Origin of the sequence: Austwickia sp., assembly GCA_016699675.1 — a bacterium.
In the GTDB taxonomy this organism is placed as follows: Bacteria; Actinomycetota; Actinomycetes; order Actinomycetales; family Dermatophilaceae; genus Austwickia.
Map to the genome: position 1 here is coordinate 3,965,470 of CP064985.1, position 25,318 is coordinate 3,990,787.

Genomic DNA, 25,318 nt, shown 5'->3' on the forward strand with positions numbered 1-25,318 from the left:
GTCACAGGCCCAAGTCGCGGCCGATGAGCTCCTTCATGATCTCGTTCGTGCCCGCCCAGATCTTGTGCACGCGGGCGTCCCGCCAGGCGCGGGCCACGCGGTACTCGTTCATGAAGCCGTAGCCACCATGCAGCTGCACGCACTCATCGAGGACCTCGCTCTGCATCTGCGCGGCCCACCACTTCGCCTTCGCGGCATCCACGGCGGTGAGCTTGCCCTCGACGTGCGCGGCGATGCAGTCGTCGACGTACGCCTCGGCCACCTCGACCTTCGTGACCATCTCGGCGATCTTGAACTTGTTGTGCTGGAACATGCCGATCGGCTGGCCGAAGGCCTTGCGGTCCTTGCAGTACTGGATGGTCTCGGCCAGGATCTGCTTGGCGTTGGAGACGTTCGCGATCGCGTTGCCGATCCGCTCCTGCGGCAGGTGCTGCATCATCGCAATGAAGCCCATGCCCTCCTGACCGAGCAGGTTCGCCGCGGGCACGCGGACGTTCTCGAAGAACAGCTCCGAGGTGTCCGACTCCACCTGGCCCACCTTGTCGAGCGGCTGGCCCTTCGTGAAGCCCGGCATGTCCTTCTCCAGCACGAGCAGCGAGATGCCGCGCGCGCCCTTGCTCGGGTCGGTGCGCACGGCCACGACCGCGAGATCGCACTGGTGCCCGTTGGTGATGAAGGTCTTGGAGCCGTTGACGATCCAGTCGTCGCCGTCCTTGACCGCCGTGGTCTTGAGGTTGGCCAGGTCGGAGCCGCCGGACGGCTCGGTCATCCCGATCGCGAGAATCAGCTCACCCGCGGCCACCCCGGGCAGCCAGCGCTGCTTCTGCTCGTCGGTGCCCATGTGCACGATGTACGGCGCGGTGATGTCCGCGTGGATCCCGAAGCAGGACGCCGCCGCCGCCGTGAACTTGCCCATCTCCTCGGCGAAGACCGAGTTGAAGCGGTAGTCCTCGACGCCCGCACCGCCGTACTCCTCCGGAATGGCGAGCCCGAAGAATCCCTGCTTGCCGGCCTCCAGCCAGATGTCCCGCGCGATGACGTGGTCCTTGATCATCTGCTCGGCGCGGGGCTTGAGCGTGCGGTCGACGAACTCGCGCACGGAGTTGCGGAAGTCCTCGTGCTCCTCGCTGTACAGGTTGCGGGGCATGCCTGCTCCTTCTCAGTCGGTCCGGCTCAGTTGGTCCGGGGGCGCCGATCTGTGCGCTCCGTCGGGTGCCTCGAATACCGGCTAGTCTACGGTAACTAAGCGCTTGCTTAGCTTGTCTCTGGAAGCATACTGACGGGTGGGTGACGCTTCGTCAACGGGAGCGTCCACGGGGCAGAGCCACGGCAACAGGAGGAACGATGGCGCAGGATCAGAGCCCGGGCCCGGCCGCCTCCGCGCTCAGCCCCACGGGGGACGCGGGCCGCGATCGGCTGCTGACCGCCGCCGTCGCCGCGTTCGGGGAGAAGGGCTTTCACGCCACGACCACCCGCGACATCGCGCGCGCGGCCAACCTCAGTCCCGCCGCGGTCTACGTGCACCACCAGTCGAAGGAGGACCTGCTCTACCTCATCTCGATGGCAGGCCACCGCGAGCTGTACGGCGCCCTGCAGGCGGCGGTCGCCGGGGCGGAGCACCCCCGCGATCAGCTGGCCGCCGTGGTGCGGGCCTTCGTCGGCGAGCACGCGCGGCGGCGGGACATCGCCCGGGTCGTCAACGACGAGCTGGACGCCCTGTCCCCCGAGCACCGCCGGGATGTCGATGCGCTCCGGCAGGCGATGGATCAGTTGGTGCGGGATCTCATCGCGGCGGGCGTCGCGGCCGGGGAGTTCCGGGTCGACGACGTCCACCTGACCGGGCGCGCGGTGCTTTCCCTGGGGATGGACGTGGCGCACTGGTATCGACCGAAGGGCCGCTGGTCCGTTGACCATGTCGCGGACACCTACAGCGACCTCGCGCTGCGGATGGTGGGCGCCTGAGGCAGTCACCCGGCCGCACCGGCCGGATGAGCCGTCGCGTGCCTCGCCGTGCCGACGGGGCCGAACCCCTCCCCATCCGGGCCGCCAACACTTAACAGATTGGTGCAACTATCGCGCGTTCACCCTGGTGCCGATCCGAACGGTAGCCGCCTGCCCCACCACCGACGGAACGAGGCCACGTGAACGACTTCCTCAAGACATTCTTCGGCCTGCGGGTCATCGCCGACGTGTTGCCCTTGCTCCTGACCGAAGGCGTCAAGAACACGCTGCTGATCGCCGTCCTGGCCATCATCTTCGGTCTGGTACTCGGTCTCGTCCTCGCCATGATGCTGCTGTCGCGGCACTGGCTCATCCGGCTTCCCGCGCGCATCTACGTCGACATCTTTCGCGGGTTGCCGGCGATCGTCACGGTGAGCCTGGTCGGACTCGGTCTGCCCGCCGCGCACCTCAAGCCGTTCGGGTCCAGCCCAACCGGGTACGCCGTGCTCGCGGTGGGCCTGATCTCGGCGGCGTACTGCTCGGAGATCTTCCGGGCGGGGATCCAGGCCGTCCCCGAGGGCCAGATGCAGGCCGGCCGCTCGCTCGGAATGACCCACCTGCAGACCATGCGGAAGATCGTCGTTCCCCAGGGCATCCGCAACGTGCTCCCGGCGCTCACCAACCAGTTCATCGTGGACATCAAGGAAAGCGCCCTGGTCTATCTGCTCGGGCTGACGGTCGGCCAGCGGGAGATCTACTTCATCGCCTTTGAACGCCAGTCAGATCTCTACAACTCCTCGCCGCTGGTCGCCGCGGGCCTGTGCTACTTGATGCTCACCGTGCCCCTGACGTACTTCGTGAACTGGTGGGACCGGCGGCTGCGCAGCGGACGGCGCCGTTCTCCCGCCAGGGCGCTCGATCCCGATCCGGGCGACCCCTCGAACCCGCCGATCGGCCCGACGGCCGGCGCCCCGGGGTCGACCCTGCCGGCTGTGCCCGCCCTCCAAACGAACGGAGCCGACGCATGACCGCCCCCACGCTTGACGCCACCAGCCCGGCCACCGGCAGCGCGTTCATCACGCTTCGCGGCATTCGCAAGTCGTTCGGCACGGTCGAGGTGCTCAAGGGCATCGACCTGGACATCGCCGAGCGCGAAGTGGTCTGCATCATCGGACCGTCCGGCTCCGGGAAATCGACCCTGCTCAAGTGCATCAACCTCCTGCAGCCGCCGAGCTCAGGGACGATCGTCGTCGACGGCACGGTGCTGACCGATCCCGGCACGGATGTCGATGCGGCCCGTGCCCGGATCGGCATGGTGTTCCAGCACTTCAACCTGTTCCCGCACCTGGACGTCACGGCCAACATCACGACGGCGCTCACCACGGTGCGTAAGATGCCCGCCGACGCGGCCCGCCGTGAGGCGAGCGATCAACTCGAGCGCCTCGGCCTGACGCACCTCGCCCACCAGCGTCCCGCCGACCTCTCCGGCGGCCAACAGCAGCGGGTCGCCATCGCGCGTGCGCTGGCCATGAAGCCCGAGGTCATGCTGTTCGACGAGGCGACCTCAGCACTGGATCCCGAGCTCGTCAAGGGTGTCCTGGACGTGATGCGGTCCCTCGCCGCGACCGGCATGACCATGGTCGTCGTCACTCACGAGATCGGTTTCACCCGCGAGGTCGCCGATCGCGTGATCTTCATGGACGACGGCGTCATCGCCGAGCAGGGGCCGGCCCGCTCCGTCCTCGCCGCCCCGCAGTCCGACCGCCTGCAGCGGTTCCTCGCCCAGGTGCTCTGACCCACCTCCGCCACCGCATACCGGTCCCGGGTCGACCCGTCGCCCGACCGCGAACGCACCCCTTCGTCCATCCGCCCGGCGCGTCCGCGCCCGCCACAGAAACGAGCCCGTCATGCCTGCTTCCAACCGCCTCAGCTGCGCAAGCCGCTCCGCCGGTTCCAGCCGCCCCGCCCGCAGGAGCCACCGCACCGGCCGCCGCGCCGTGGTGAGCGCGGCCACCGGCACCGTCCTCGCCCTGCTGGCCACCGGTGGGCTCAGTGCCTGCGGCTCCTCCGACTCGAACTCCGCGAGCCCGAGCAGCTCCGGCGGCGCCGCCTCGCCCGGGGCGGCCGGCGAGAACCCGTACCACCTGCTCACCCCAGGGGTCCTGTTGGCCTCGACGGGTTCGCAGCCGCCGTTCGTCGTCTCCAAGGGCTCCGAGTTCTCCGGCTACTCGTCGACATCACCAACGAGGTCGCCAAGCGTCTCGGCCTGAAGGTGACCTACAAGTCCACGACGGTGACGGCAGGGCTGCAGAGCCTGTCCTCCGGGCAGCTCGACATGGTCGCCTCCGGGCTGGGCGTGACCACCGAGCGGCAGCAGGTGGTCTCCTTCGGCAAGGGCCTGTATTGGTCCACCACCGCGGTCGTCACCAAGAAGGGGGCCGGTTCGGCCGATCTCGGCGGCTACAGCGGGAAGAAGGTCGGCGTGGTCACCGGCGCGGTCCAGGAGAAGTTCGTCACGGACAAGATGAAGGGCGCCGTGAAGACCAACTTCCAGGCCCTGGGGGCCGCCGTCAGTCAGCTCAACTCGGGCACCGTCGACGCGGCCGTGATGGGCGGCCCGGACGCCGAGGAATACCTCAAGCAGTTCCCGGACCTGGAGATCGCCGCGTCCGCGCCGGTCGACCACGAGACGACGGTGGCCTTCCAGAAGTCCAATGACGCCCTGGTCAAGGCCTGGGACAAGACGGTGACCGACATGGTCAACGACGGGACGCTCAAGAAGATGTACAACACCTACTTCACCGAGGCTCCCAACGCCCAGCTGCTGAAGATCTGGCCCGGCCTGAAGTGACCTTGGCCCACGACGGCACCATGGTGCCGACCCGGCAGCGCCACCTCGTGCCGATGCCCGATGGGGTACGGCTCGCCACCGATGTGTACCTGCCGCCCCTGGATGCGGGCGGATCGCTGCCGCGGCCGGTGGTGCTCGAACGTACGCCGTACGGGATCCGCAACCTGCGCGCCTCCGACGGGACCCACTCTGGCGGGCGCCCCGTCACCCCCGACTCGGGCGCGGCGATCCTCGTGGCGGCGGGGTACGCCGTGGTTCGCCAGGACTGCCGCGGCCGCGGCGCGTCGGAGGGTCGCTTCACCAAATACACCGGGGAGGTCGAGGACGGGGTCGCGACGCACGAGTGGATCCTGCGCCAGCCGTGGTGCGACGGGCGGATCGCGACGATCGGGGTGTCGTACTCCGCGCATACCCAGGCCGCGACCGCGTCGCTGGGTGCCCCGGGCCTCGCCGCGATGATTCTGGACTCGGGCGGCTTCGCCAGCGCGTACTGCTCCGGCGGCCGACTCGGTGGGGCCTTCGAGCTGAAGCAGGTGACCTGGGCGCTGCGGCACGCTCGGCAGAGTCCAGAGGTCCGCGCGGACCCGGTCCTGGCCGACAGGCTGGCGCGCGTCGACCTGGCGGCCTGGTTCACGCGGCTGCCGTGGCACCGGGGAGACTCTCCCCTGACCGGGGCCGCGGCGTACGAGGACTTCCTCTTCGACCAGTGGGAGCACGAGACGCTCGACGCCTATTGGCGCCGGCCGGGGCTGCACGCCCGGGACTACTACGACGCATTCCCGGTGGTTCCGAGTCTGCACATCTCCAGCTGGTACGACCCCTACGTCCGCACGGCCGTCGAGAATGCCACCGAGCTTCGCCGTCGGGGCGCTCCCACGGGGCTGATCGCCGGCCCCTGGACGCATGGGGCGCGGAGCGTGACGTACGCCGGCGACGTGGACTTCGGTCCGGCGGCGACCCGGGATGCGGGACTGGGCCGCGACTACCCCAGCTACCGGGCGGCCTGGCTCGACCACGCCGTACGTCGTGAGCCGTCCAGACCGGCGGCGCCGCCCTCAGGGGCGGCTTCGACGGCGGCTTCGGCGGCGGCTTCGACGGCGGAACCGCAGGGCTCGGCGGCGATGACCTTCGTCCGTTACTTCGTCATGGGCGGCGGTGACGGGCGGCGCGGGTCGGACGGGCGGATGCGACACGGCGGCCAGTGGCGCGACGCCCACCGTTGGCCACCGGAGCAGACGCAGCGTCGCACCCTGCACCTCGGTCCGGGCTCGCTCGGCGAGACCAGGGCACGACGTGGCGCGACGGTCACGTACGACTACGACCCCGCCCACCCCACGCCGAGCGTCGGTGGGGCCATCACGTCGGGCGAGCCGCTCATGCGCGGGGGGGCGTTCGACCAGGTCGTCCCCGGCCCTGACGGCGCCGTCCTCCCGCTGTGCGCCCGACCCGATGTCGTCACGTTCCGGACGGCGCCGTTGGCTCGGGAGGTCGTGCTGGCGGGCTCGGTGACCGCCGTGCTGACCGTCTCGACCTCCGTCCCGGACACCGACCTCGCGGTGAAGCTCGTCGATGAACACCCCCCGACTGCCGACTATCCGGCCGGCTACGCGATGAACGTGACGGACGGGCTGCTGCGGCTGCGGTTCCGCGAATCGTTCGAGCGGCCGGTGCTCCTGGAGCCGCATCGCGCGTACGAGGTACGGGTGGTTGTCCCGGACGTCGCCAACCGGTTCGTCGCCGGGCACCGGATCCGCCTCGACGTCACGTCGAGCAACTTCCCGCGCTGCGACGTGAACCCCCACCCCGGTGATCCGGTCGCGCACGACGCTCGCCGCAGAGTGGCCCGGACGACGTTGCACCTGGCGGCCAGCCGGCTGGAGTTCGATGCCCTGCCGTGAGTCTGGGGGGAGACTGGCCGGGCGCATGGCGCCGACCGCCCGCCCGGCCGGGCCGGGTGGTTGGCCGCGCGACTCGCGGCACCGACACTGGGCCTCATGGTGATCAGCCTCGACGTCCCCACCCGACGGGACCAGGTCGCCGTGGTCGTGTCGCCGCTGGCCGAGCTCATGGCGTGCCTCCACGTGCTGGCCGAGTCGGACCACCATGCGGAGTCGCGGGAGTGGGCGCACGCGGTCATCGCCTCCCTCGACGGCTCGACGGCCTCGGCCGTGCATCGATTCGCGCCCCTGTGGGCGCGGTACCGAACCCGATTCCTCCTGCCGATGCGCGACCGTACGCCGGCTGGTCTGGCCACCCGGGAGGCAGCGGGGACCCCCGTCACCCTGGCCGATGAACTGTCCGCGCTGGCCGCCCTCCCCTTGGAGGTCTTTGTCCCCCTCGCGGCGAACGGAATCCGCGGCCGGGCCCACACCTGGGCGGGCGCCGACGAGGTTGGTCAGGATCACGCGTGGCTGAGTGAGTGCGAGAACAAGTCCTTTCACCGAGGCGACCTCGCGCACGCTCTCGTCGCTGACCCGACACGCCTCCGTGACGACCTCGTGGAAGCCCTCCACGCTTGCGACCGGGCCTTCTTCGCCGCTGAGTGGGAGCAGACCCGTCCGGTCCTGCGCCGTGCGGCCGACCGCGTGACCGCTCGCCTCGGCGTCGACGCCCCTGCTGACGTCGTCGCATCGCTGTCAGCGCTGGCTCATCGCGTGGCAGGCAACTCGCGGGTGGCGTTCGACAAGCGCGCAGAACGCGCGCATCGGCGACCACGGCGCGGGGTTGCTCCTCGTGCCGTCGGTGCGAACGTGGCCGCACGTTTTGGTGAAGGGAGACCCGGGGCTACCGCCGGTGGTGCAGTTCAGTGTTCAGGACCTGGCCGGAGCGACGGCCGTATCCACGCAAGGGCAGCTGCGCGCCCGACTGGTTGTGCTGTCCGAGCCGGGGAGCTGGGAGCTCTGTCGGCACCTGCTCGGCGAATCGATCACGACCGGCGAACTGGCGCAGCGGACCGGGCAGAGCCCGCCAGCCGTGTCCCGACACCTGCGGTTGCTGCGGGAAGCCGGCCTGATCAGCTCGGTGCGGGAGGGGCGGCATGTGCACCATCGCATGCACCCTGCGGTGGTGTCCCGGCTCGGCGACGAGGTGCTTCGGGCCATCATGCGTTGAGGCGGTCACCGCTCATGATCGTGTTCGTGGCGGCCGGAGTGGACATCGTCGTACGACAGCTGGTGTTGCGGGTTGCGACCCGAGCGGATGAGGCTCGCGACGGTCGTGACGCCGAGGATGACGACGATGGCGCCGAGGGAGACGCCGATGGGGATCTCTGGGGCGGCAAGCACAGGCTGGCCGCCGTTGATGAACGGCAGGGTGTTCTCGTGCAGGGCGTGCAGCATGAGCTTGACCCCGATGAACGCGAGCAGCACCGAGAGCCCTAGGCCCAGGTAGACGAGCCGCTTGAGGAGTCCGCCGATGAGGAAGTAGAGCTGCCGCAGGCCCATGAGGGCGAAGATGTTGGCGGTCAGCACCAGAAAGGGTTCCTTGGTGAGGCCGTAGATCGCCGGGATGGAGTCGAGCGCGAAGAGCAGGTCGGTCGTGCCGAGCGCCAGGATCACAACGAGCATCGGGGTGATGAGGCGCTTGCCCCCCTCGCGGGCGAACAGCCGGGTGCCGTGATCCCAGGACTGGGTCGCGGGGAACCGCTTCTCCACCCACCGCAGCAAGGCGTTCTCCTCGAACTCCTCGTCGTCGTCGTCGGCCATCGCCTCCCGCGCCAGCTTGACCGCTGTGTAGATGAGGAAGGCGCCGAAGATGTAGAAGACCCAGGCGAACTGGTTGATGAGGGCGGCGCCCACGGCGATGAAGATCCCGCGCAGGATCAGGGCGATGACGATGCCCACCATCAGCGCCGACTGCTGGAAGCGTTCGGGCACGCCGAACTTGGCCATGATGATGAGGAAGACGAAGAGGTTGTCGATCGACAACGAGTACTCCGTCAACCATCCGGCGAAGAACTCCGCGCCGTATTGGTGCCCGGCGAACACCCAGACGCCGATGCCGAACGCGATGGCGGCACCCACGTAGATGGCCAGGTAGCGTGCGCATTCGCCCATCGAGGGCACGTGGGGCCGACGGGCAATGATCACCACATCGAGGAGCAGGACGAGGGTGGTGACCGCGAGGGTGAGGATCCACACCCATACAGGAATGCTCACATTGTTGCCTTCCGGACGCGACAGTGCGGCCGGAGGTCTCTCCCACCTGGAAGGCCGGCGTCCCCGGGACCGAGTGCATGCAGGCGGTCCGTGCTGACGAGGGCGCCGCGCAGGGATACTCCCCTCCGCTGACGGCCGATTCTGTCACGGGGCGGGTCGGCGCCACTAGGCGGCCCCCCTCGCGAGAATGGCGGCTCGGCGGTGCGGAGAGGCTGCGACCGCCGCATCGCCGAGACCGGGAGATCGATGAGAGACGCGACATCGCGGCCAGAGACGTCGCACCGCGGGTGCTGGCTCACCGGGCGGCTTCGCGCATCTGGCGCAGTTCCTTCTTCAGGTCGGCGAGCTCGTCACGCAACCGCGCCGCGAGTTCGAAGTGCAGATCCGCGGCGGCCTGGTGCATCTGCGCGGTGAGCTCCTGAATGAGCCCGGCGAGGTCGGCGGCGGGCATCCCGCCGGCCAGGGCGGCGCCCGCCACCGAGGCGTCCGCCGCCACCGCCCCCGGCCGCCCGCTCCGCCGCCGGCTGCCTTGGGCGCCCGCCCACCGGTCTTGCCGCGTGACTGGGTGCGTCCGCTGCCCATCAGCGCCTCGGTGTCCGCGTCCTCGCGCTGCAGCAGGTCGGTGATGTCGGCAATCCGCTTGCGGAGGGGCTGGGGGTCGATGCCGCGCTCGGTGTTGTACGCGATCTGCTTCTCGCGACGACGCTGGGTCTCGTCGATGGCGTCGCGCATGGAGTCGGTGATGTCGTCGGCGTACATGTGCACCTGGCCCGACACGTTGCGCGCCGCGCGGCCGATGGTCTGGATGAGGCTGCGCGTCGAGCGCAGGAAGCCCTCCTTGTCGGCGTCGAGGATGCTGACCAAGGACACCTCCGGCAGGTCCAGTCCCTCGCGGAGCAGGTTGATGCCGACAAGCACGTCGTACTCCCCCAGCCGCAGCTCCCGCAGCAGCTCCACCCGGCGCAGGGTGTCGACCTCGCTGTGCAGATAGCGCACCCGGATGCCGCGCTCCAGAAGGTAATCCGTCAGGTCCTCGGCCATCTTCTTCGTGAGGGTCGTGACCAGGACGCGCTCGTCGCGTCGGGTGCGCTCCTGGATCTCGTGCATGAGGTCGTCGATCTGACCCTTCGTGGGCTTGACGACGATCTCCGGGTCGATGAGGCCGGTGGGCCGGATGATCTGCTCGACCACACCGTCGGACTTGGCCAGCTCATAGGGCCCGGGGGTGGCCGACAGGTAGACGGTCTGGCCGATGCGCTCGAGGAACTCCTCCCACTTCAGCGGCCGGTTGTCCATGGCGCTGGGCAGTCGGAAGCCGTGCTCGACGAGGGTGCGCTTGCGGGACATGTCCCCCTCGTACATGGCCCCGATCTGCGGCACGGTCACGTGCGACTCGTCGATGACCAGCATGAAGTCCTCGGGGAAGTAGTCGAGGAGGCAGTTGGGGGCGCTGCCCCGGGTGCGGCCGTCGATGTGCATCGAGTAGTTCTCGATGCCGGCGCAGCTGCCGACCTGGCGCATCATCTCGATGTCGTAGTGGGTCCGCATCCGCAGCCGCTGCGCCTCCAGCAGCTTGCCCTGCTTTTCGAAGGTGGCGAGCTGATCGGCCAGCTCCAGCTCGATGCCCTTGATGGCCCGCTCCATCCGCTCGGGGCCGGCGACGTAGTGGGTGGCGGGGAAGACGTACATCTCCGTCTCCTCGCGGATCACCTCGCCGGTCATCGGGTGGAGGGTGTAGATCCGCTCGATCTCGTCCCCGAAGAACTCGATCCGGATCGCGAGCTCCTCGTAGACCGCGATGATCTCGACCGTGTCGCCGCGCACCCGGAACGTGCCGCGCGTAAAGGCCAGGTCGTTGCGGGTGTATTGCATCTCCACGAAGCGGCGCAGCAGCTGGTCGCGTTCGATCTGCTGGCCGACCTTGAGCCGCGCCATCCGGTCGACGTACTCCTGGGGCGTTCCCAACCCGTAGATGCACGACACGGACGCGACGACCACCACGTCCCGGCGGGTGAGGAGCGAGTTCGTGGCACTGTGCCGGAGCCGCTCCACCTCGTCGTTGATCGAGGAGTCTTTCTCGATGTAGGTGTCCGTCTGCGGGACGTAGGCCTCCGGCTGGTAGTAGTCGTAATAGCTCACGAAGTATTCGACCGCGTTGTGCGGGAACAGCTCGCGCAGCTCGTTGGCCAGCTGCGCGGCCAGGGTCTTGTTGGGCGCCATGACCAGCGTCGGCCGCTGCACCCGCTCGATCATCCACGCCGTCGTCGCCGACTTGCCCGTGCCGGTGGCCCCAAGCAGCACGACATCGGTCTCCCCCGCGGTGACCCGCCGGGCAAGCTCCTCGATCGCGGCCGGCTGGTCGCCCGAGGGCTCGAACTCGGCCTCGACCCGGAACGGGGCGACGGTGCGTTGCAGATCGGTGATGGGCCGCATGGCGTTCAGGCTATCCGGGGGGTCCGACAACGCTCCGGCGCCCGCCGCGTGACCGGAATGCCCAACCAGCTCACGGTGGCCCCTGCCGCCCCACGTGGCCCCCGCCGCCGACTGATGCCCTGAGCGCTCATGGTTGCCCTGAGCGCTCACGGTTGCGGCGATAACCCCCACCCCCAGCGCCAACCCCACCCGTCAGCGAAGGCCCCGTGCGCGACGGCACGAATGTCAAGCCTCCTTGACAGTCAAGAATGCTTTACACCACGCTCTCCCCATGACCATCGCCATGACTCACTGGAATCGCGTCCTGCTCGCCATCATGGTCGCGGGAGCCATCTGGGCAGCGGCCCACCGCGTGCTCTTCGTGAGCCTCCTGTGCGTCCTGGGGGTCGCCTCAGCCCTCTGGACGCTGCGCCTGCTCAGCCGCGGGCGTGGCGACGACGTCTCCCGCCTCGACGCCGCCCAACCGGCGGACGAGCGAGATCATCTCCTGCTCAGCCGGGCGCTGGCTTGGGTCGGCATGGCCGCGATCACCGTTGAGCTCTCCATCCTCCTGTGGCGCCTCGGCGCCGGCTATCCGGACGCGAGGGGCTCCGACGTACGGCTGCCGTTCCTCTGCCTGGTCTGGTTCGTCGCGAACCGGGTCGTCACACGTCGAGCGCTGTGAGACCTGGGTCGTGCTGCGCAACAACGTCCGTGAACTCCGCACCGCGGCCGGACTGAGCCAGGGCGCGCTCGGCGAGGCCCTCGGGGTGTCGCGACAGACGGTCAACGCCATCGAGACGGGCAAGTACGACCCGTCCCTGCCCCTCGCGCTCCGCCTCGCCCGCCACTTCGCGCAGCCGGTGGAATCGATCTTCTTCGACGATGCCGGCGAGTAATCCCGAGTGAGCACGGGGGCGACGCTGCGCGCGGCAGCGAAACACTCGCCGCCGTGCCGGACAGGTACAGGGTGTGAACCGACCAGAGCAGCCGACCACGTCGCGCGTTCCTGATTCGCCTCGGTCACGGTGCGCGCCGACGACCGCGACACCACGGCCGCGGTAGAGAACGGGCGCTTCTATGCCGAATGGCCCGCGCGACCGGAGGGTGACGGTTCGCACCCGACGTACGACCTCACCCTCCGCGACGGCACCGTCCTGCGGGACGTGAAGCCGGTGAGCTAACCCACCCGCCCGGCGCAGGGGTCAGGCGCGCCAGCCGGACTTCTGCGCCCACGCGGTGATGCGCGGCCAGACCTCCTCGAACCAGGGCTCCTTCGCGGTGGCGTAGGCGCGGGTGTCCTCGGCGGACTCGGCGAGGCGACGCTTCACCTCGACGTACTCCGCCGCAGCATCCGGATTCGCGCGCAGCCAGTCCCGGAACAGCAGCGCCGACTGCCAGCCCGCGCTGTCCGCCTCCCGGACGTGGATGTGCACGACCCGGCCCGGGTCGCACGAGACGTGGTAGCGCTTCACCCACAGCTCGGGGTCGAGCAGCTCGCCGGTCGGGTGGTCCATTCGGACGTCCTCGAGCCGGGGGAAGCCGAGCTGACCGAGCACGGCCACGAACTCGGGGTCGTCGGCGTCCTTGAGGTCCGACACCCCGATCTGCAGGTCGATGACGTCCTTGCCGGGCATGCCCGGGACGGCCGTCGAGCCGACGTGCTCGATCTCGGGCGCCCGCTGGCCGAGGGCGCGGCTGAGCCGCTGGATGAGGCGGTCCGCCTGGCGGGGCCAGTCCTCGTCGTACGGCGCCGCGACCCCCAGCGCGCGCCACGTCGAGCGGCGCTGCGCCCGCAGGTTGTCGTCGAACGGCAGCAAGCGGTCGTCCCACAGCTCGTCGACCGCGGCGCGCAGCTGGTCCTCGGTCCCGTCGTTGCAGATCAGGACGTCGGCCGCGGCCGCCCGCTGGGCATCGGTCGCCTGGTGCGACATGCGCGCCCGCGCGTCGGCCTCCGACATGCCGCGCCGCTGCACGAGCCGCTCCAGGCGCACCTCGGGGTGAGCGTCCACGACCACCACGAGGTGGTAGTCGGCGCCGAGCTTGTTCTCGACGAGCAGCGGGACGTCGTACACCACGATCCGCTCCGGCCCGGCCTGGTCGAGCAGGTCGGCACACCGGGCGGCCACCAGCGGGTGCGTGATCGCCTCGAGGTCGGCGCGGGCCTTCTCGTCGCCGAAGACGATCGAGGCCATCTCGCGCCGATCGAGCGCGCCGTCCGGCCCGACGATCTTGTCGCCGAACCGTTCCCGCACGCGGGCCAGCCCGTCGGTGCCGGGGGCGACCACTTCGCGCGCCAACGCGTCGGCATCCACGACCACCGCTCCGCGCTCGGCCAACAGCTTGGCGACCGTGGACTTCCCCGACCCGATTCCTCCCGTGAGGCCTACCCGCAACATGACCTCACTGTAGGTCCGAAGCCACCGACGGGACAGGCTTTGGCGTTGCCTCTCCTGGCGGGTCGGGACAGGGATGCGAACAACAGGCAGCGGCGCGGCGAGCAGGCCCGCGCGCCGACCCGGCGCCGGCCATGTGGCGCAGGGTCGGTCGGGTCAGTGCGCGAGTCCCCCAGGCAGCAACCGTTCGGGGTAATTTGTCACGATTCCGTCCACACCCGCGCGCAGGAGCCGGACGTGATCCCGGGGCGCGTCGACGGTCCACGGGTTGACCGCCAGGCCGAGCGCGTGGGCCCGGTCGACGAACGCCCGATCCACCACGAGCTCCCCGCGTTCGTCGCACCAGCGGGGGGCGACGGCGTCGACGCCGAGACGGTACGCCGCGAGGGCCAGGTCGCCGCCGCACTCGGCGTACGTCCGCTCCCCCACGAACGGGCTGCCCGGCACCCAGGTCTCCCCGTGCGAGGCCAGGGCCGAGCGCGGCAGGTCCGGCGCCAGGCGGGCGGCGAGCCGCAGCAGCGCCCAGTCGAAGCTGTGCACGATCGCGCGCTCCCGGACGCCCCCGGCATCAATCGCCGCGAGCACCGCCGCCAGGATCCGTTCGCGCCGCGCCACCTGCGCCGGGTCCCGCGCGTCGAGCTTGATCTCGACCGTGAACCACATGTCCGGGGCCGTCGCCGAGAGCCGCCGGAACAGGTCGACCAGCCGGAGCATCCCCACGCCGCGGACGGGCCGTTGCGTCGGCAACGCCGGCTGCGTCACCTCGCCCACCTCGACGGTGCCGAGCTCGGCGTACGTCAGCTCGTCCAGCCGGCGGCCGTAGAGCCGCGGATCCCGGCAGCGCGCCTCGTGCGGGACCAGGATCAGGTCGTGCCAACAGACCGGTACGCCGTCCGCGGTGACCCGCACGTCGAGCTCGACGTTGCGCGCCCCCAGCTCGGCGGCCCGCTCGAACGCGGGCCAGGTGTTGCCGACGAAGTGCCCCTGGGCACCGGCGTGCGCCTGAACATCGAGCACGCCGGTGCCCCAGGGACCGCGACCGGTCGTCGATCCGATCGCGCCGGGGGACCCCGTCACAGCCTGGGCTTGATGTCGCGGTCGATCACGGTCTGCGTCTCCTTCTGCAGGGCCTCGAAGACGGCCTTGACGTCGCCGCCCTGGGCGATCTGGTCGAGGGCCTTGCCGACGCGCATGCCGCCGCCGGGCACGAACACCCGGGCGTTGTCCTGGGACTTCGTCCGGGGCAGCTGCTCGATCGCGGTCTTGGCGTTGGGGTTCTTCGCCATGAAGTCCTTCTCGGCCGCCAGCTCGAGTGCCGACTTCCGCACCGGCATGTAACCGGTGGCCTGGGTGAAGGTCACGGTGTTCTCGGGGTTGGTGAGGAACTCCACGAACTTGATGGCGGCGGCCTTGCGCTCGGACGAGATCTTGGCGGGAATGCCGATGCCGGCGCCACCGGTCGGGCATCCCTTCACCCCGTCGGGGCTGGGCAGGAAGGCCGTGCCGAACGCGAACTTCGCGTTCTTCGCGATGCCGCCGAGCGCACCCGTGGACTCCAGCAAGCAGGCGGCGGTGCCCGCGCTGAAGTCGGAGGACGGTTGCTTGGCCGCCCGTGCCCACTTCTGGGCGAACATCTTCTTCAGGAATTCACCCGCGGCGATCGTCTTGGCATCGGTGAATTTCAGATCCCAGCCATCCGAATAGGCTCCACCCATCGACCAGGCCATCCCCTGGAAATACCAGTCCAGGTAGTTGGAGCCGTCGGCGAGCACGATGGAGGACTTGTCCGCCCCGGCGGCCTGCGCCAGCTTCGGCGCCCATTCGGCGAACTCGTCCCAGGTCTTCGGCCCGCGGTCCGGCAGGCCGGCCTTGGCCCACATCTCCTTGTGGTAATAGAACAGCGGCGTCGAGCGGGCGAACGGCAGCGCGTAATGCTTGTCGCCATTCTTGTAGTCGCTATACAGCGAGTCGACGTAGTCGCCGCTGCTCAGCTTCGCCGCGGAGAGCAGGTCATCGACCGGCTCCAGCTGCTTGTTCAGGGCGAAGTTGAACCAGGTGACATCGGAAAGCACCACGGCGTCCGGCAGCTGCCCACCGGCAAGGGCGCCGTTGAGCTTCTGGGCGACCTCTTCGTAGTTCTTGCCGGCGTCGACCAGCTTGACGGTGAGGCCGGGATTGGCGTCCTGGAACTTCTTGATCAGGGCGGTCTCGACCTCCTTGCTGTTGCCCGGGTGGTTGCTCCAGAACTCCAGCGAGGTGACGCTGCCGCCCCCGGTCCCGGTCCCGGTCCCACTGCCCCCGCCCGTGCCACCCCCGGTGCCGGCACAGGCGGTGAGCCCCGCCCCCGCCGCGGCGAGTCCGGCCAATCCGAGGAATCCTCGACGACTTACTTCAGTCACGGCACTTTCCCTTTCATTCGGTGCGATCTGCTGGCTCGGACCGGGCGGCCCGGCGCGACGGTCGGCGTGGTCCGCTCGCTCATCCGCGGCGGTGAATGCTGGCGCCGGTGTCGGCGTCGAAGAAATACAGCTCGTTCTCGCGCGGCGCCACGGCCAGGCGCTCGCCGGCGGCCGGCTTGACGCGCTTGTCCACCTTGACCGCGATCCGGGGGACCTCGACGACCTCCCCGTCGGTGCTGTCCGTGGGGCTGCCGTAGACGAAGGACTCCGAGCCCAGGGCCTCGACCAGCTGAACGTCGAGTGTCAGCGCACCCGGCGTACCGGCGGAGACCACCTCCCAGCCCTCCGGCCGGACGCCGACCTGCACCCGTCGCCCCCCGTCCCGGCCCGGCCCCTGCGGATCGCCCAGGTGCGCCACGACGTCCGTCGGCAGCGGCACGGCCAGGCCGTGCACGTTCGCCGCGTCACCCTGCACCGGCGCGGTGATGAGCGTGATCGCCGGCGACCCGATGAAGGCGGCGACGAAAGCGTTGACCGGCTGCTCGTAGAGCTCCTCAGGGGTGGCCACCTGCTGCAGCCGACCGTCGAGCAGCACGGCCACCCGGTCCCCCATGGTCATGGCCTCGACCTGATCGTGGGTGACGTAGACGGTCGTGACCCCCAGGCGCCGCTGCAGGGCGGCGATCTGGCTGCGCGTGGAGACGCGCAGCTTGGCGTCGAGGTTGGACAGCGGCTCGTCCATGCAGAACACCTTGGGGCTGCGCACGATCGCCCGACCCATGGCGACGCGCTGCCGCTGGCCGCCGGAGAGCTTGGCGGGCTTGCGGTCCAGCAGCTCCTCGAGCTGCAGGATCCGGGCCGCCTCCGCGACCCGTTGCGCCGTGTCCGCCTTGCCCACGCCCGCGTTGCGCAGCGCGAACCCCATGTTGTCCCGGACCGTCATGTTCGGGTAGAGCGCGTAGCTCTGGAAGACCATCGCCACGTCCCGGTCCCGGGACCGCACCCCGGCCATGTCGTGCCCGTCGATGAAGACGTGGCCCTCGTCAACCGGCTCGAGGCCGGCCAGCATCCGCAGACTGGTGGACTTCCCGCACCCGGACGGCCCGACCAGGACGAGGAACTCGCCGTCGGCGATGTCCAGGTCGAGGTGGTCGACGGCCGGGGCCGAGGACGCGTCGTACCTGCGGGTCGCGCCGGCGAAGGTCACGGTGGCCATCGGGGAGATTCTCCTTCGTTCGTACGTCGGGGGCGGGCGTCAGCCCTTGACGGCGCCGCTGGTCAGCCCCTTGATCATGTACCGCTGCAGCAGCAGGAAAAGGATCAGGACGGGCACCATGACGATGATGGTCCCCGCCATGACGGGCCCCCAGTTGGTGACGCCGTCGTTGTTCTGCAGGAAGGTCAGACCCACCGGCAGAGGCGCCGTCTTTTCGTCATCGGACATCAGGTAAGGCCACAGGTATTCGTTCCATTCGTTGACCACGGTGATGAGGGCGAAGGCAACGAGGGTGGGCCAGGACAGCGGCAAGACGACCCGCAGCAACAACTTGATCGGGCCCGCGCCGTCCATCCGGGCCGCCTCGATGATCTCGGTCGGCAGCGAAAGGAAGTGGTTGCGCATGAGGAACGTGCCGAAGGCGGTGCCGGCCAACGGCAGGATGATGCCCTGGAAGGTATTGCGCCAGCCGAGCTGCGCCACCAGCGCGTAGTTGGAGATCAGGGTGATCTGGGTGGGCACCATGAGCGTCGCGATGACGACGAGGAACACGAGGTTTCGTCCCGGGAATCGCAACAACGCCAACGCATAGGCGCTGACCACCCCGAGCAGGATCTTCACGCTCGACAAGATGATCGTGATGATCGCCGAATTGCGCAGGTACGTCGCGAACGGGAGGTCCCCGAAGACGACCCGGTAGTTCTCGGTGATGGCGGGGTCGGGCCAATACATCGCGGGTGTGACGTAGATGTCCTGGCGTTGCTTGATCGACGTGACGACGATCCAGAACAGCGGGACGCCGATGACGAGCACGGCCGCGACCATCGCGGCATAGCCGAGCACCTTGGTGATGACCGGCTTCTCGTTGGGGTCCCGGGTCGCGGCCCTGCTCATGCCTGCTGCCCCCGATCCATGATGCGGACCTGGACGACGGTGAGCACGAGGAGGCAGACGAACAGGATCGTCGCGACCGTGGCGCCGTAGCCGGCCCGGGAGTTGACGAAGGTCTCCTGGTAGACCTGGTACACCAGCGTGGTGGTGCCGATCCCCACGGGGCCGCCTCGGGTCATCACGTTGATGATGTCGAAGACCTGCACCGAGTTGAGCAGGACCGTGATCGACAGGAAGAACGTCGTGGGCCGCAGCTGCGGCAGGAGCACCTTGCGGAAGTGGGTCCAGCCGCTCGCGCCGTCGATCTCGGCCGCCTCGTCCAGGTCGGCGCGCCGACCCTGCAGCGCGGCGAGGTAGATGACGAAGCTGTAGCCCATGTTCTTCCAGATGTAGGTCAGCGTGACCATGAACAGTGCCCACCCCTGCTGCTGGTAGAAGTCGGGGGCGGCCACCCCCACCCGCGCCAGCAGGTCTTTGATGAGCCCGAACTGCGGGTCGAAGACGAACTGGAAGGCCACCCCGATCGCGGCGCCGGAGATGACGAAGGGCGCGAACATGAAGGACCGCACGAGGTTGCGGCCGCGCAGCTTCTGGTCGAGCAGGAGCGCGAGCCCCAGCCCCAGCAACATCGAGCCGGCCACCGAGCACACCGTGAAGATCACCGTGTTGCTCACGATGGTGCGGGTCGCCTCGGCGGTGAACCACTCTCGATAGTTGTCCAGCCCGATGAAGGTCGCGGTGGGGCTCGAGATGTTCCAGTTCATGAACGACAGTCGGATGTTGTCGATCAGCGGCCGGTAGACGAACAGCACGAGCAGGATCAGGTTGGGCAGCAGGATCGCGGCGGCGAACCCCCACTCCCGCACCTCCCGGCCCGCCCGGCGCGGCGGCGGCCCCACGGGCACGGGACGCTCGGCAGGCGAGGCCGGGCCGGGTCCGGCCGGGCCGGCGGGTGCGGCTGGTCCGGCGCCGCTCGGCGTCAGGGGCTGTGCGGAGGTGCTCACGCCTGCTTTCTAGTGCGTCGAGGACCCACCTGACGAGCCAGTCGGTGAACGCCATGCGAACAACACGCCTCCGGCAACGCCGAAGACCCCGATCCACCAGGGGATTCGGGGCCTTCGGGCGGTTCGGGCGGCGACTGCCGTCCGGGCGTGTCGTCAGTTGCCGGTGAGCTTCTCCCGCAGCGCGGCCAGCGCCTCGTCGGAGGCGAGGGTGCCCTCGACGGGAGCCGCCGTGTCGCCGCCGCCGGAGGAGTACGACGTGGGGACCGCGTCCCCGCTGCCGCCCGAGCCGGCCTCGGCGTCGGCCTTGACGGCCTCCTCGACCTGCGCCCGGTGGGCCTCCCAGCGGGCGTGCGCCTCGGCGTACTGCTTCTCCCACTTCTCGCGAGCCGCCTCGTGGCCCTCGAGCCACTCGTTGGTCTCGGGGTCGAAGCCCTCGGGGTACTTGTAGTTGCCCTGCTCGTCGTACTCCGCGGCCATGCCGTAGAGCGTCGGGTCGAACTCGGCCGTGGCGACCGCGGCGTCGTTGGCCTGCTTCAGGCTCAGCGAGATCCGGCGGCGCTCCAGGTCGATGTCGATGACCTTGACGAAGATGTCGGCACCGACGGTGACGACCTGCTCCGGCAGCTCCACGTGGCGCTCGGCCAACTCGGAGATGTGCACCAAGCCCTCGATGCCGTCGTCGACGCGCACGAACGCACCGAACGGCACGAGCTTGGTGACCTTGCCCGGCACGACCTGGCCGATGGCGTGGGTGCGGGCGAAGTGCTGCCACGGGTCTTCCTGGGTCGCCTTCAGCGACAGGGAGACGCGCTCGCGGTCCATGTCCACGTCGAGCACCTCGACGGTGACCTCCAGGCCGACCTCGACGACCTCGCTCGGGTGGTCGATGTGCTTCCAGGACAGCTCGGAGACGTGCACGAGACCGTCGACGCCGCCGAGGTCCACGAACGCACCGAAGTTAACGATGCTGGAGACGACACCGGAGCGGACCTGGCCCTTCTGCAGCTCCTTGAGGAAGGTCGTGCGGACCTCGCTCTGGGTCTGCTCCAGCCAGGCGCGACGGGACAGGACCACGTTGTTGCGGTTCTTGTCCAGCTCGATGATCTTGGCCTCGATCTCCTTGCCGACGTACGGCTGGAGGTCGCGGACGCGCCGCATCTCGACCAGGGACGCCGGCAGGAAGCCGCGCAGGCCGATGTCGAGGATGAGGCCACCCTTGACGACCTCGATGACGGTGCCGGTGACGACCCCGTCCTCTTCCTTGATCTTCTCGATCGTGCCCCAGGCGCGCTCGTATTGAGCCCGCTTCTTGCTCAGGATCAGCCGGCCTTCCTTGTCCTCCTTCTGGAGAACCAAGGCCTCGACCTCGTCGCCGACGGAGACGACCTCGCCCGGATCGACATCGTGCTTGATGGAGAGTTCGCGGGAGGGGATGACGCCCTCCGTCTTGTAGCCAATGTCGAGCAGGACCTCGTCCCGATCGACCTTGACGATGACTCCCTCGACGATGTCGCCGTCGTTGAAGTGCTTGATGGTGGCGTCGATCGCGGCGAGCAGGTCCTCCTCAGAACCGACGTCGTTGATCGCGATCTGGGTAATAGCCGGGCTGGCAGTCATGTAGTGGGGGCTCCGATTGTGGACAGATGGTCAAGGGGCCGAGCATGGGCCCGGTCCCGGCGTACAGGGACATACACGGGTGGTGCGAACGAGCGGACAAACGAGTGCGGCCGGTCGGACCCGGGGACGGCTGCGCCGTTTTCCCGACGATGTCCGCACGACCGCGAATGCGACACGCGCGCACGCGTATGCGCTCGTCTACCCTACCCGGCGGCTCGGCCGGGGGCAAAGTCGCCCGCAGCCGCCGACGGGCCACACTAGCGACATGGTGGAGGAGGCTGCGGACCCTGTCGCGAGCCGGGCCGACGAGGACGCCGAACGGTCCGATCGCACGGCCGGCTATCGGGTGGTTGACCAGCCCGAGAGCGTTGCGGGGAACCGGTTCTGGTGGGACGTGGATGCGGAGCGGTACCACGCCGAGCACGGCGCTTTCCTCGGCGCCGCGGATCTGGTGTGGGGGCCGGAGGGGCTGCCGGAGTCGGACGCGCGGCTGCTGGGCGAGGTGGCCGGGCTCGACGTGCTCGAGGTGGGCTGCGGGGGCGGGCAGGGGGCGCGCTGGGCCGCCGCTGCCGGGGCGCGGGTGGTCGGGGTGGACCTGTCGGCCGGCATGCTGGCGCAGGGCCGGCGCATCGAGGAGGGCTTGCGCCGCGGTTCCGGTCCCGCCGGGGCTGCTCCGGGTCCCGTCGGGGCTGCTGGGTGCCCCGCCCTCCCGGCGTACGTGCAGGCCGACGCGTGCGCCCTGCCCTTCGCGGACGGGTGCTTCGACCTGGCGTTCTCGGCGTACGGCGCCGTCCCGTTCGTCGCGGACTCCGCCGCGCTGATGCGGGAGGTGGCGCGAGTGCTGCGGCCCGGCGGCCGCTGGGTGTTCTCGGTGAGCCACCCGATCCGGTGGGCGTTCCCGGACGCGCCCGGGCCCGAGGGCCTGACGGTGATGCGCAGCTACTTCGACGAGACGCCGTACGTCGAGAGCCGCGGGGAGACGGTGACCTACGCGGAGCACCACCGAACCCTGGGTGACCGGGTCCGCGAGCTGGTCGCCGCGGGGTTCACGCTAACGGACCTGCTGGAACCGGAGTGGCCGGCCGGCAACGAGGCGGTGTGGGGCGGGTGGTCGCCGCTGCGCGGCCGGCTCATCCCCGGCACGGCGATCTTCGTGACCCGGCGGTGAGCGTCGGTGCCCACCAACGCTCACGGTGAGCAGGTCCCCTCGGCCGCCTCGCCCGAAACCCGCCGACGTAGGCCCCGGCGGCGCGGGCCCCGACGCCGGGGACGGCGGTGCCGTGTCGGGCTGGCGCTCTTGGTGGCGACGAGCCTCGCCCTGCTGGCCGACGGCATGCTGGGGAAACGCTGGCCTGAGCTGGTCGCGACCCGGCTGCATGTGGTCGGTCCGGGCCGTGCCGAGGGAGCCACGCCCCCCCCCGGTCGTCAGCCGGTCCGGCGGTGGCCGTGGTCGCCCCGGGATATGGCATGTCGGCGGAAGTCCTCGCCCGAGCCTTCGGCCCGCACCTCCAGGCCGGTCAGGTGCTGATCGTGGTGGATTACGGCAACCGTCAGGTGGATCCCAGCTCCGCCGCCGCCCTGGTGGACGCCGAGCTCGCCTGGCTGCGGCCGGCCACGGTCCGCTTCTACGGGGCGTCGATGGGTGGGCTCGTCGCGGCGGAGCTGGCCGATATGTACGCGGCCGCAGGATCTGCTTTCGGCCCCGCGGTTCTGGTCCTGGACTGCGCCGTCAGCGGGCCCGACACCGCGCGCTCGCCCGCGCTCGCGTTCGCGCTGGCGCGGCATTGGCGAGGCGGGCCGCTGAGCAGCGCCGTCGCGCGTGTCGTCGCCTCCATCGGGACCAGCGTGACTGCGCAGCCGCCGGCCGAGGAGGGCGCAGATGCCGGGCTGATCGACGCAGCGCGAAAGGCGGAGCGGGGCCTGTCCATGGCGATCCGGATGGGCCAGGCCGACTTCATCGGCAGTCACGCCGTCGGGTCGGCGGCACGCTCGACCACGGGGGGCCACGCGGGTCGAACGACCTATCTGTCCGGCGCGCACGCGGAGCGCGACCCCAGCGTCGACGTGCCGGCAGCCCGGCTGGCGTGGGCCCGCGCCTATCCCGGAATGGTGGAGCGCGAAGTCGCCGGGCGCGACGGCGCGTGGCACATCCCGCTGATCGAGCGCCCCCGCGAGTCGCTCGCGGCGTTGTGGGCCGGGTGACGCGGCCGTCCCCGCGACATGCCGCGCCTCCCTTCGCCGTCATGCAGGCCCGCGGGGTGGGCTCCGACCGTCCAGCGGTGACCCGCGGCGCGGGCGGGCGGATCGCCGCGGGACGGACGGTGTGGGCGGGCCGCAAGGGTTCCGGCCAGGATGGGCGGCATGACGTACGGCGCCAGCGAGCAGGGTCCCGCGCGCCGAGGTGAGCGGTCCCGGCGGCACCCGCCGTACGACCCCGAACTCGCCCCGCTCGTCGGAGCCGGCGCCGTCGACGGGCACCCGCTGCGCGCCGAGGACGTCTGGCGGCTCCGGGCCCTCAACGCCATGTGGCGACCCAGCGAGGACGACCTCAGCCAGGGCGGCGCCGTCTGCGCGGAGCAGCGCGTCGTGCCCGGCCGCGGGGAGGCCCCCTCGATCCCGGTCCTCATCCTGTGGCCGACGGCTGCGTGGACAGGACCGCGGCCGGTCGTCCTGGCGTGCCACGGCGGCGGGATGGTGACCGGGGATGCGTTCTCGGGCAGCCCCGGATTGGCGCGGTGGGTCGCACAACTCGGCATCGTCGCGATCTCGCCGGATTACCGGCTCTCCCCGGAGAATCCCTACCCCGCGGCGCTCGATGACGCCATGACCGTGCTGGCGTGGCTGCACGACCAGGCCGGGCCGCTGGGGATCGACCCCGCGCGGCTCGGCGTCTTCGGGATCAGCGCGGGGGCCTGCCTCGCGGCCGCGGCGTCGTTGCGGGCCCGTGACGAGGGCGTGCCTGGGCCTGCGTTCCAGATCCTGCAGGACGCGATGCTGGATGACCGTGCGCACCGGCCGTCGGCGTACGAGCACCCCGAAGGCGGGGCCTGGGACCGGGCCAGCAACACCACCGCCTGGCACGCTTACCTAGGCGAGGCGGCCGGCGGGGCGGAGGTCAGCGTGTACGCCGCTCCGGGCCGGGCCGCCGACGACCACGAGCTGTTGGCGGGGCTACCCCCCACGTACCTCGACGTGGGCTCGGCGGACCTGTTCCGCGACGACGTGATGGCCTACGGCAGTGCGCTATTGCAGGCCGGCGTACCCACGGAGCTGCACGTCTGGCCCGGCGGCTGGCACGGCTTCGCCGAGATGGCGGCGGACACCCGCTTGGGCCGCCTGGCGAATGAGACCCGCACGTCGTACCTGGCGCGGGCCATCGGCCGCTGATACCGACCGTGGACCTCGTCGCGTGGGCGGCTCAGAACCCCGGCCGTGCACCGGTGATCCGGATCGGGAGCGTCGTCTCGTTCCCCGCAAAGACCAATACCCCGCCGAGACCGCGCAAACGGTGCAGATCGAGGGGTATTGATCGTCGCCGGTGACACCTGACTCCCCGACGCCCCCCTTGGCAGGCCGGGCACCCGTCCGCCAGCGCTCCGATCGGTGCCCTTGCGGTCCCGAGACGTCGCCGCTCCGATCGGAGCGACTCCGCACGGGTCCGGCGCCGACAAGCCAAGTGCCGGCAGGTCGACGACGGACTGCGGGACGGGGACCTTACCGGCGGATCACCCGCGCCCGACGTGGCCCTCGACTTACATCGGGGTCTGCCGCGCGGGCGGCCCAGCGGTCGTGATCAACAGCAGCCCCGCGCCGACTGTTAGGAGCGTTGACTCGACGTCGTCGCAGCCCTGGACCAAGTCGCGGAACTCGGCCACCTCGTCCGCGTGGGAGAGGCAGTTGTCCACGACCAGGAGCCCGCCAGGGGACAGCACCCGGCGCAGCTGCGGCCAGTACCCGACGTACGCCGGACGTTCCGCATCGAGGAAGATCATCGACCACGAGCCGTCCGCCGACGTCGCCAGCACCTCCGCGGCGTCGCCAACCTGCTGGTCCACGACCTGGGCAAGCCCGGCTCGGCCGAGGTTCGCTGCGGCCTCCGCCGCACGACCGGGGTCGTTGTCCACAGTGCGAAGGCGCGTGCCGGTGAATGAGCACGCGTCCGCGAGCCAGATGGTCGAGTACCCGTTCGACGTTCCCAGTTCCGGGAGCGAGGGCCGGGCGTAGCGCGAGAACGAGGAGTCTCAGGAACGCTGAGCTGTCAGGTTCGAGATTTCGTCGCCGTCGCAGCCGGTCGGGTTCGGCGGCATCGACGCCTCGGCCCTGCTCGTACAACTCCGCCAACAGAACCTGACGATCGTGGTCCATGCGCACCTTCCTTCGTCACTACTTAAGACAGTGACAGTCTGGTGCGGAACCGGATCACCAGTCAAGATG

The 25,318-nt window shown here is 70.1% G+C and carries 22 protein-coding genes and 1 pseudogene; 12 read left to right on the forward strand and 11 right to left on the reverse strand.

Translation table 11 applies throughout. From position 1 onward, the window contains the following. Position 1: 1 nt before the first annotated feature. Positions 2 to 1,147, reverse strand: coding sequence for an acyl-CoA dehydrogenase family protein (locus IPK37_18095; GenBank protein QQS00681.1), 1,146 nt, complete (start codon positions 1,145 to 1,147; stop codon positions 2 to 4). A 197-nt stretch (positions 1,148 to 1,344) separates the two neighbouring features. On the opposite strand from IPK37_18095, the gene IPK37_18100 reads away from it, so the two are divergent. The 6 genes from IPK37_18100 (at position 1,345) to IPK37_18125 (ending at position 7,903) form a co-directional block, all read left to right on the forward strand. Continuing rightward, a complete protein-coding gene (locus tag IPK37_18100; protein QQS00682.1) occupies positions 1,345 to 1,962 on the forward strand; it encodes a TetR family transcriptional regulator in 618 nt (205 codons plus the stop codon). A 179-nt stretch (positions 1,963 to 2,141) separates the two neighbouring features. Further along, positions 2,142 to 2,969, forward strand: a complete 828-nt coding sequence (locus IPK37_18105) for an amino acid ABC transporter permease (GenBank protein ID QQS00683.1) — start codon at positions 2,142 to 2,144, stop codon at positions 2,967 to 2,969. Then, positions 2,966 to 3,736 (forward strand): amino acid ABC transporter ATP-binding protein, encoded by a 771-nt coding sequence (locus IPK37_18110; GenBank protein ID QQS00684.1) that lies wholly within the window; start codon positions 2,966 to 2,968, stop codon positions 3,734 to 3,736. Before IPK37_18105 ends, IPK37_18110 begins: the two co-directional genes overlap by 4 nt. A 69-nt stretch (positions 3,737 to 3,805) precedes the next feature. Further along, positions 3,806 to 4,792, forward strand: a complete 987-nt coding sequence (locus tag IPK37_18115) for an amino acid ABC transporter substrate-binding protein (GenBank protein ID QQS02996.1) — start codon at positions 3,806 to 3,808, stop codon at positions 4,790 to 4,792. A 20-nt stretch (positions 4,793 to 4,812) separates the two neighbouring features. After that, positions 4,813 to 6,690, forward strand: a complete 1,878-nt coding sequence (locus tag IPK37_18120) for a CocE/NonD family hydrolase (protein ID QQS00685.1) — start codon at positions 4,813 to 4,815, stop codon at positions 6,688 to 6,690. 895 nt (positions 6,691 to 7,585) lie between these two features. After that, on the forward strand, positions 7,586 to 7,903 hold the full coding sequence (locus tag IPK37_18125) for a helix-turn-helix transcriptional regulator (protein ID QQS00686.1): 318 nt from the start codon (positions 7,586 to 7,588) through the stop codon (positions 7,901 to 7,903). Between the two features lie 5 nt (positions 7,904 to 7,908). Here IPK37_18125 and IPK37_18130 read toward each other — a convergent pair whose 3' ends face one another. Further along, complete coding sequence (locus IPK37_18130; protein QQS00687.1) at positions 7,909 to 8,949, reverse strand: TerC family protein; 1,041 nt, start codon at positions 8,947 to 8,949, stop codon at positions 7,909 to 7,911. A 333-nt stretch (positions 8,950 to 9,282) separates the two neighbouring features. After that, the gene (gene uvrB, locus IPK37_18135; protein QQS00688.1) at positions 9,283 to 11,382 is read right to left on the reverse strand and encodes an excinuclease ABC subunit UvrB; all 2,100 of its coding nucleotides are present in this window, start codon (positions 11,380 to 11,382) and stop codon (positions 9,283 to 9,285) included. Between the two features lie 271 nt (positions 11,383 to 11,653). On the opposite strand from uvrB, the gene IPK37_18140 reads away from it, so the two are divergent. The 3 genes from IPK37_18140 (at position 11,654) to IPK37_18150 (ending at position 12,545) form a co-directional block, all read left to right on the forward strand. Continuing rightward, complete coding sequence (locus IPK37_18140) at positions 11,654 to 12,046, forward strand: hypothetical protein (protein QQS00689.1); 393 nt, start codon at positions 11,654 to 11,656, stop codon at positions 12,044 to 12,046. 13 nt (positions 12,047 to 12,059) lie between these two features. After that, a complete protein-coding gene (locus tag IPK37_18145; GenBank protein QQS02997.1) occupies positions 12,060 to 12,260 on the forward strand; it encodes a helix-turn-helix transcriptional regulator in 201 nt (66 codons plus the stop codon). A 129-nt stretch (positions 12,261 to 12,389) separates the two neighbouring features. Continuing rightward, on the forward strand, positions 12,390 to 12,545 hold the full coding sequence (locus tag IPK37_18150) for a hypothetical protein (protein ID QQS00690.1): 156 nt from the start codon (positions 12,390 to 12,392) through the stop codon (positions 12,543 to 12,545). Positions 12,546 to 12,566: 21 nt separating this feature from the next. Here the strand turns inward: IPK37_18150 and IPK37_18155 are convergent, their stop codons facing one another. The 7 genes from IPK37_18155 to rpsA form a co-directional block, all read right to left on the reverse strand. Beyond that, a complete protein-coding gene (locus tag IPK37_18155) occupies positions 12,567 to 13,760 on the reverse strand; it encodes a dephospho-CoA kinase (protein ID QQS00691.1) in 1,194 nt (397 codons plus the stop codon). Between the two features lie 153 nt (positions 13,761 to 13,913). Next, complete coding sequence (locus IPK37_18160) at positions 13,914 to 14,834, reverse strand: glycerophosphodiester phosphodiesterase (protein ID QQS00692.1); 921 nt, start codon at positions 14,832 to 14,834, stop codon at positions 13,914 to 13,916. After that, complete coding sequence (locus IPK37_18165) at positions 14,831 to 16,156, reverse strand: ABC transporter substrate-binding protein (protein ID QQS00693.1); 1,326 nt, start codon at positions 16,154 to 16,156, stop codon at positions 14,831 to 14,833. Before IPK37_18165 ends, IPK37_18160 begins: the two co-directional genes overlap by 4 nt. A gap of 79 nt (positions 16,157 to 16,235) precedes the next feature. After that, positions 16,236 to 17,372 (reverse strand): sn-glycerol-3-phosphate ABC transporter ATP-binding protein UgpC, encoded by a 1,137-nt coding sequence (ugpC, locus tag IPK37_18170; protein ID QQS00694.1) that lies wholly within the window; start codon positions 17,370 to 17,372, stop codon positions 16,236 to 16,238. Positions 17,373 to 17,411: 39 nt separating this feature from the next. Beyond that, entirely contained in the window at positions 17,412 to 18,266 is an 855-nt protein-coding gene (locus IPK37_18175; protein QQS00695.1) for a carbohydrate ABC transporter permease, read from the reverse strand. Beyond that, positions 18,263 to 19,027: a sugar ABC transporter permease gene (locus IPK37_18180; GenBank protein ID QQS02998.1), complete on the reverse strand. Its 765-nt coding sequence runs from the start codon at positions 19,025 to 19,027 to the stop codon at positions 18,263 to 18,265. The genes IPK37_18175 and IPK37_18180 overlap by 4 nt, the downstream gene beginning before the upstream one ends. Positions 19,028 to 19,420: 393 nt before the next feature. Then, on the reverse strand, positions 19,421 to 20,884 hold the full coding sequence (gene rpsA / locus IPK37_18185) for a 30S ribosomal protein S1 (GenBank protein ID QQS00696.1): 1,464 nt from the start codon (positions 20,882 to 20,884) through the stop codon (positions 19,421 to 19,423). 265 nt (positions 20,885 to 21,149) lie between these two features. On the opposite strand from rpsA, the gene IPK37_18190 reads away from it, so the two are divergent. The 3 genes from IPK37_18190 to IPK37_18200 all read left to right on the forward strand — a co-directional run bounded on the left by IPK37_18190 (position 21,150) and on the right by IPK37_18200 (position 24,271). After that, on the forward strand, positions 21,150 to 22,052 hold the full coding sequence (locus tag IPK37_18190; GenBank protein ID QQS00697.1) for a class I SAM-dependent methyltransferase: 903 nt from the start codon (positions 21,150 to 21,152) through the stop codon (positions 22,050 to 22,052). A gap of 299 nt (positions 22,053 to 22,351) precedes the next feature. Beyond that, positions 22,352 to 23,086: a hypothetical protein gene (locus tag IPK37_18195; GenBank protein QQS00698.1), complete on the forward strand. Its 735-nt coding sequence runs from the start codon at positions 22,352 to 22,354 to the stop codon at positions 23,084 to 23,086. A 159-nt stretch (positions 23,087 to 23,245) separates the two neighbouring features. Next, positions 23,246 to 24,271 (forward strand): alpha/beta hydrolase, encoded by a 1,026-nt coding sequence (locus tag IPK37_18200; GenBank protein QQS00699.1) that lies wholly within the window; start codon positions 23,246 to 23,248, stop codon positions 24,269 to 24,271. A 365-nt stretch (positions 24,272 to 24,636) separates the two neighbouring features. On the opposite strand, the pseudogene IPK37_18205 reads toward IPK37_18200, so the two are convergent. Then, a pseudogene (locus IPK37_18205) lies at positions 24,637 to 25,249 on the reverse strand (class I SAM-dependent methyltransferase). Positions 25,250 to 25,318: the final 69 nt, after the last annotated feature.

Excerpts from the sequence above, each read along its gene's own strand:
- IPK37_18195 (QQS00698.1), top strand. The coding sequence starts at position 22,352 with ATGTCGGCGGAAGTCCTCGCCCGAGCCTTCGGCCCGCACCTCCAGGCC.
- IPK37_18095 (QQS00681.1), bottom strand. The coding sequence starts at position 1,147 with ATGCCCCGCAACCTGTACAGCGAGGAGCACGAGGACTTCCGCAACTCC.
- rpsA (QQS00696.1), bottom strand. The coding sequence starts at position 20,884 with ATGACTGCCAGCCCGGCTATTACCCAGATCGCGATCAACGACGTCGGT.
- IPK37_18175 (QQS00695.1), bottom strand. The coding sequence starts at position 18,266 with ATGAGCAGGGCCGCGACCCGGGACCCCAACGAGAAGCCGGTCATCACC.
- IPK37_18155 (QQS00691.1), bottom strand. The coding sequence starts at position 13,760 with ATGTTGCGGGTAGGCCTCACGGGAGGAATCGGGTCGGGGAAGTCCACG.
- IPK37_18140 (QQS00689.1), top strand. The coding sequence starts at position 11,654 with ATGACCATCGCCATGACTCACTGGAATCGCGTCCTGCTCGCCATCATG.
- IPK37_18120 (QQS00685.1), top strand. The coding sequence starts at position 4,813 with ATGGTGCCGACCCGGCAGCGCCACCTCGTGCCGATGCCCGATGGGGTA.
- IPK37_18100 (QQS00682.1), top strand. The coding sequence starts at position 1,345 with ATGGCGCAGGATCAGAGCCCGGGCCCGGCCGCCTCCGCGCTCAGCCCC.
- IPK37_18200 (QQS00699.1), top strand. The coding sequence starts at position 23,246 with ATGACGTACGGCGCCAGCGAGCAGGGTCCCGCGCGCCGAGGTGAGCGG.
- IPK37_18110 (QQS00684.1), top strand. The coding sequence starts at position 2,966 with ATGACCGCCCCCACGCTTGACGCCACCAGCCCGGCCACCGGCAGCGCG.
- IPK37_18180 (QQS02998.1), bottom strand. The coding sequence starts at position 19,027 with ATGAACTGGAACATCTCGAGCCCCACCGCGACCTTCATCGGGCTGGAC.
- ugpC (QQS00694.1), bottom strand. The coding sequence starts at position 17,372 with ATGGCCACCGTGACCTTCGCCGGCGCGACCCGCAGGTACGACGCGTCC.
- IPK37_18190 (QQS00697.1), top strand. The coding sequence starts at position 21,150 with ATGGTGGAGGAGGCTGCGGACCCTGTCGCGAGCCGGGCCGACGAGGAC.
- uvrB (QQS00688.1), bottom strand. The coding sequence starts at position 11,382 with ATGCGGCCCATCACCGATCTGCAACGCACCGTCGCCCCGTTCCGGGTC.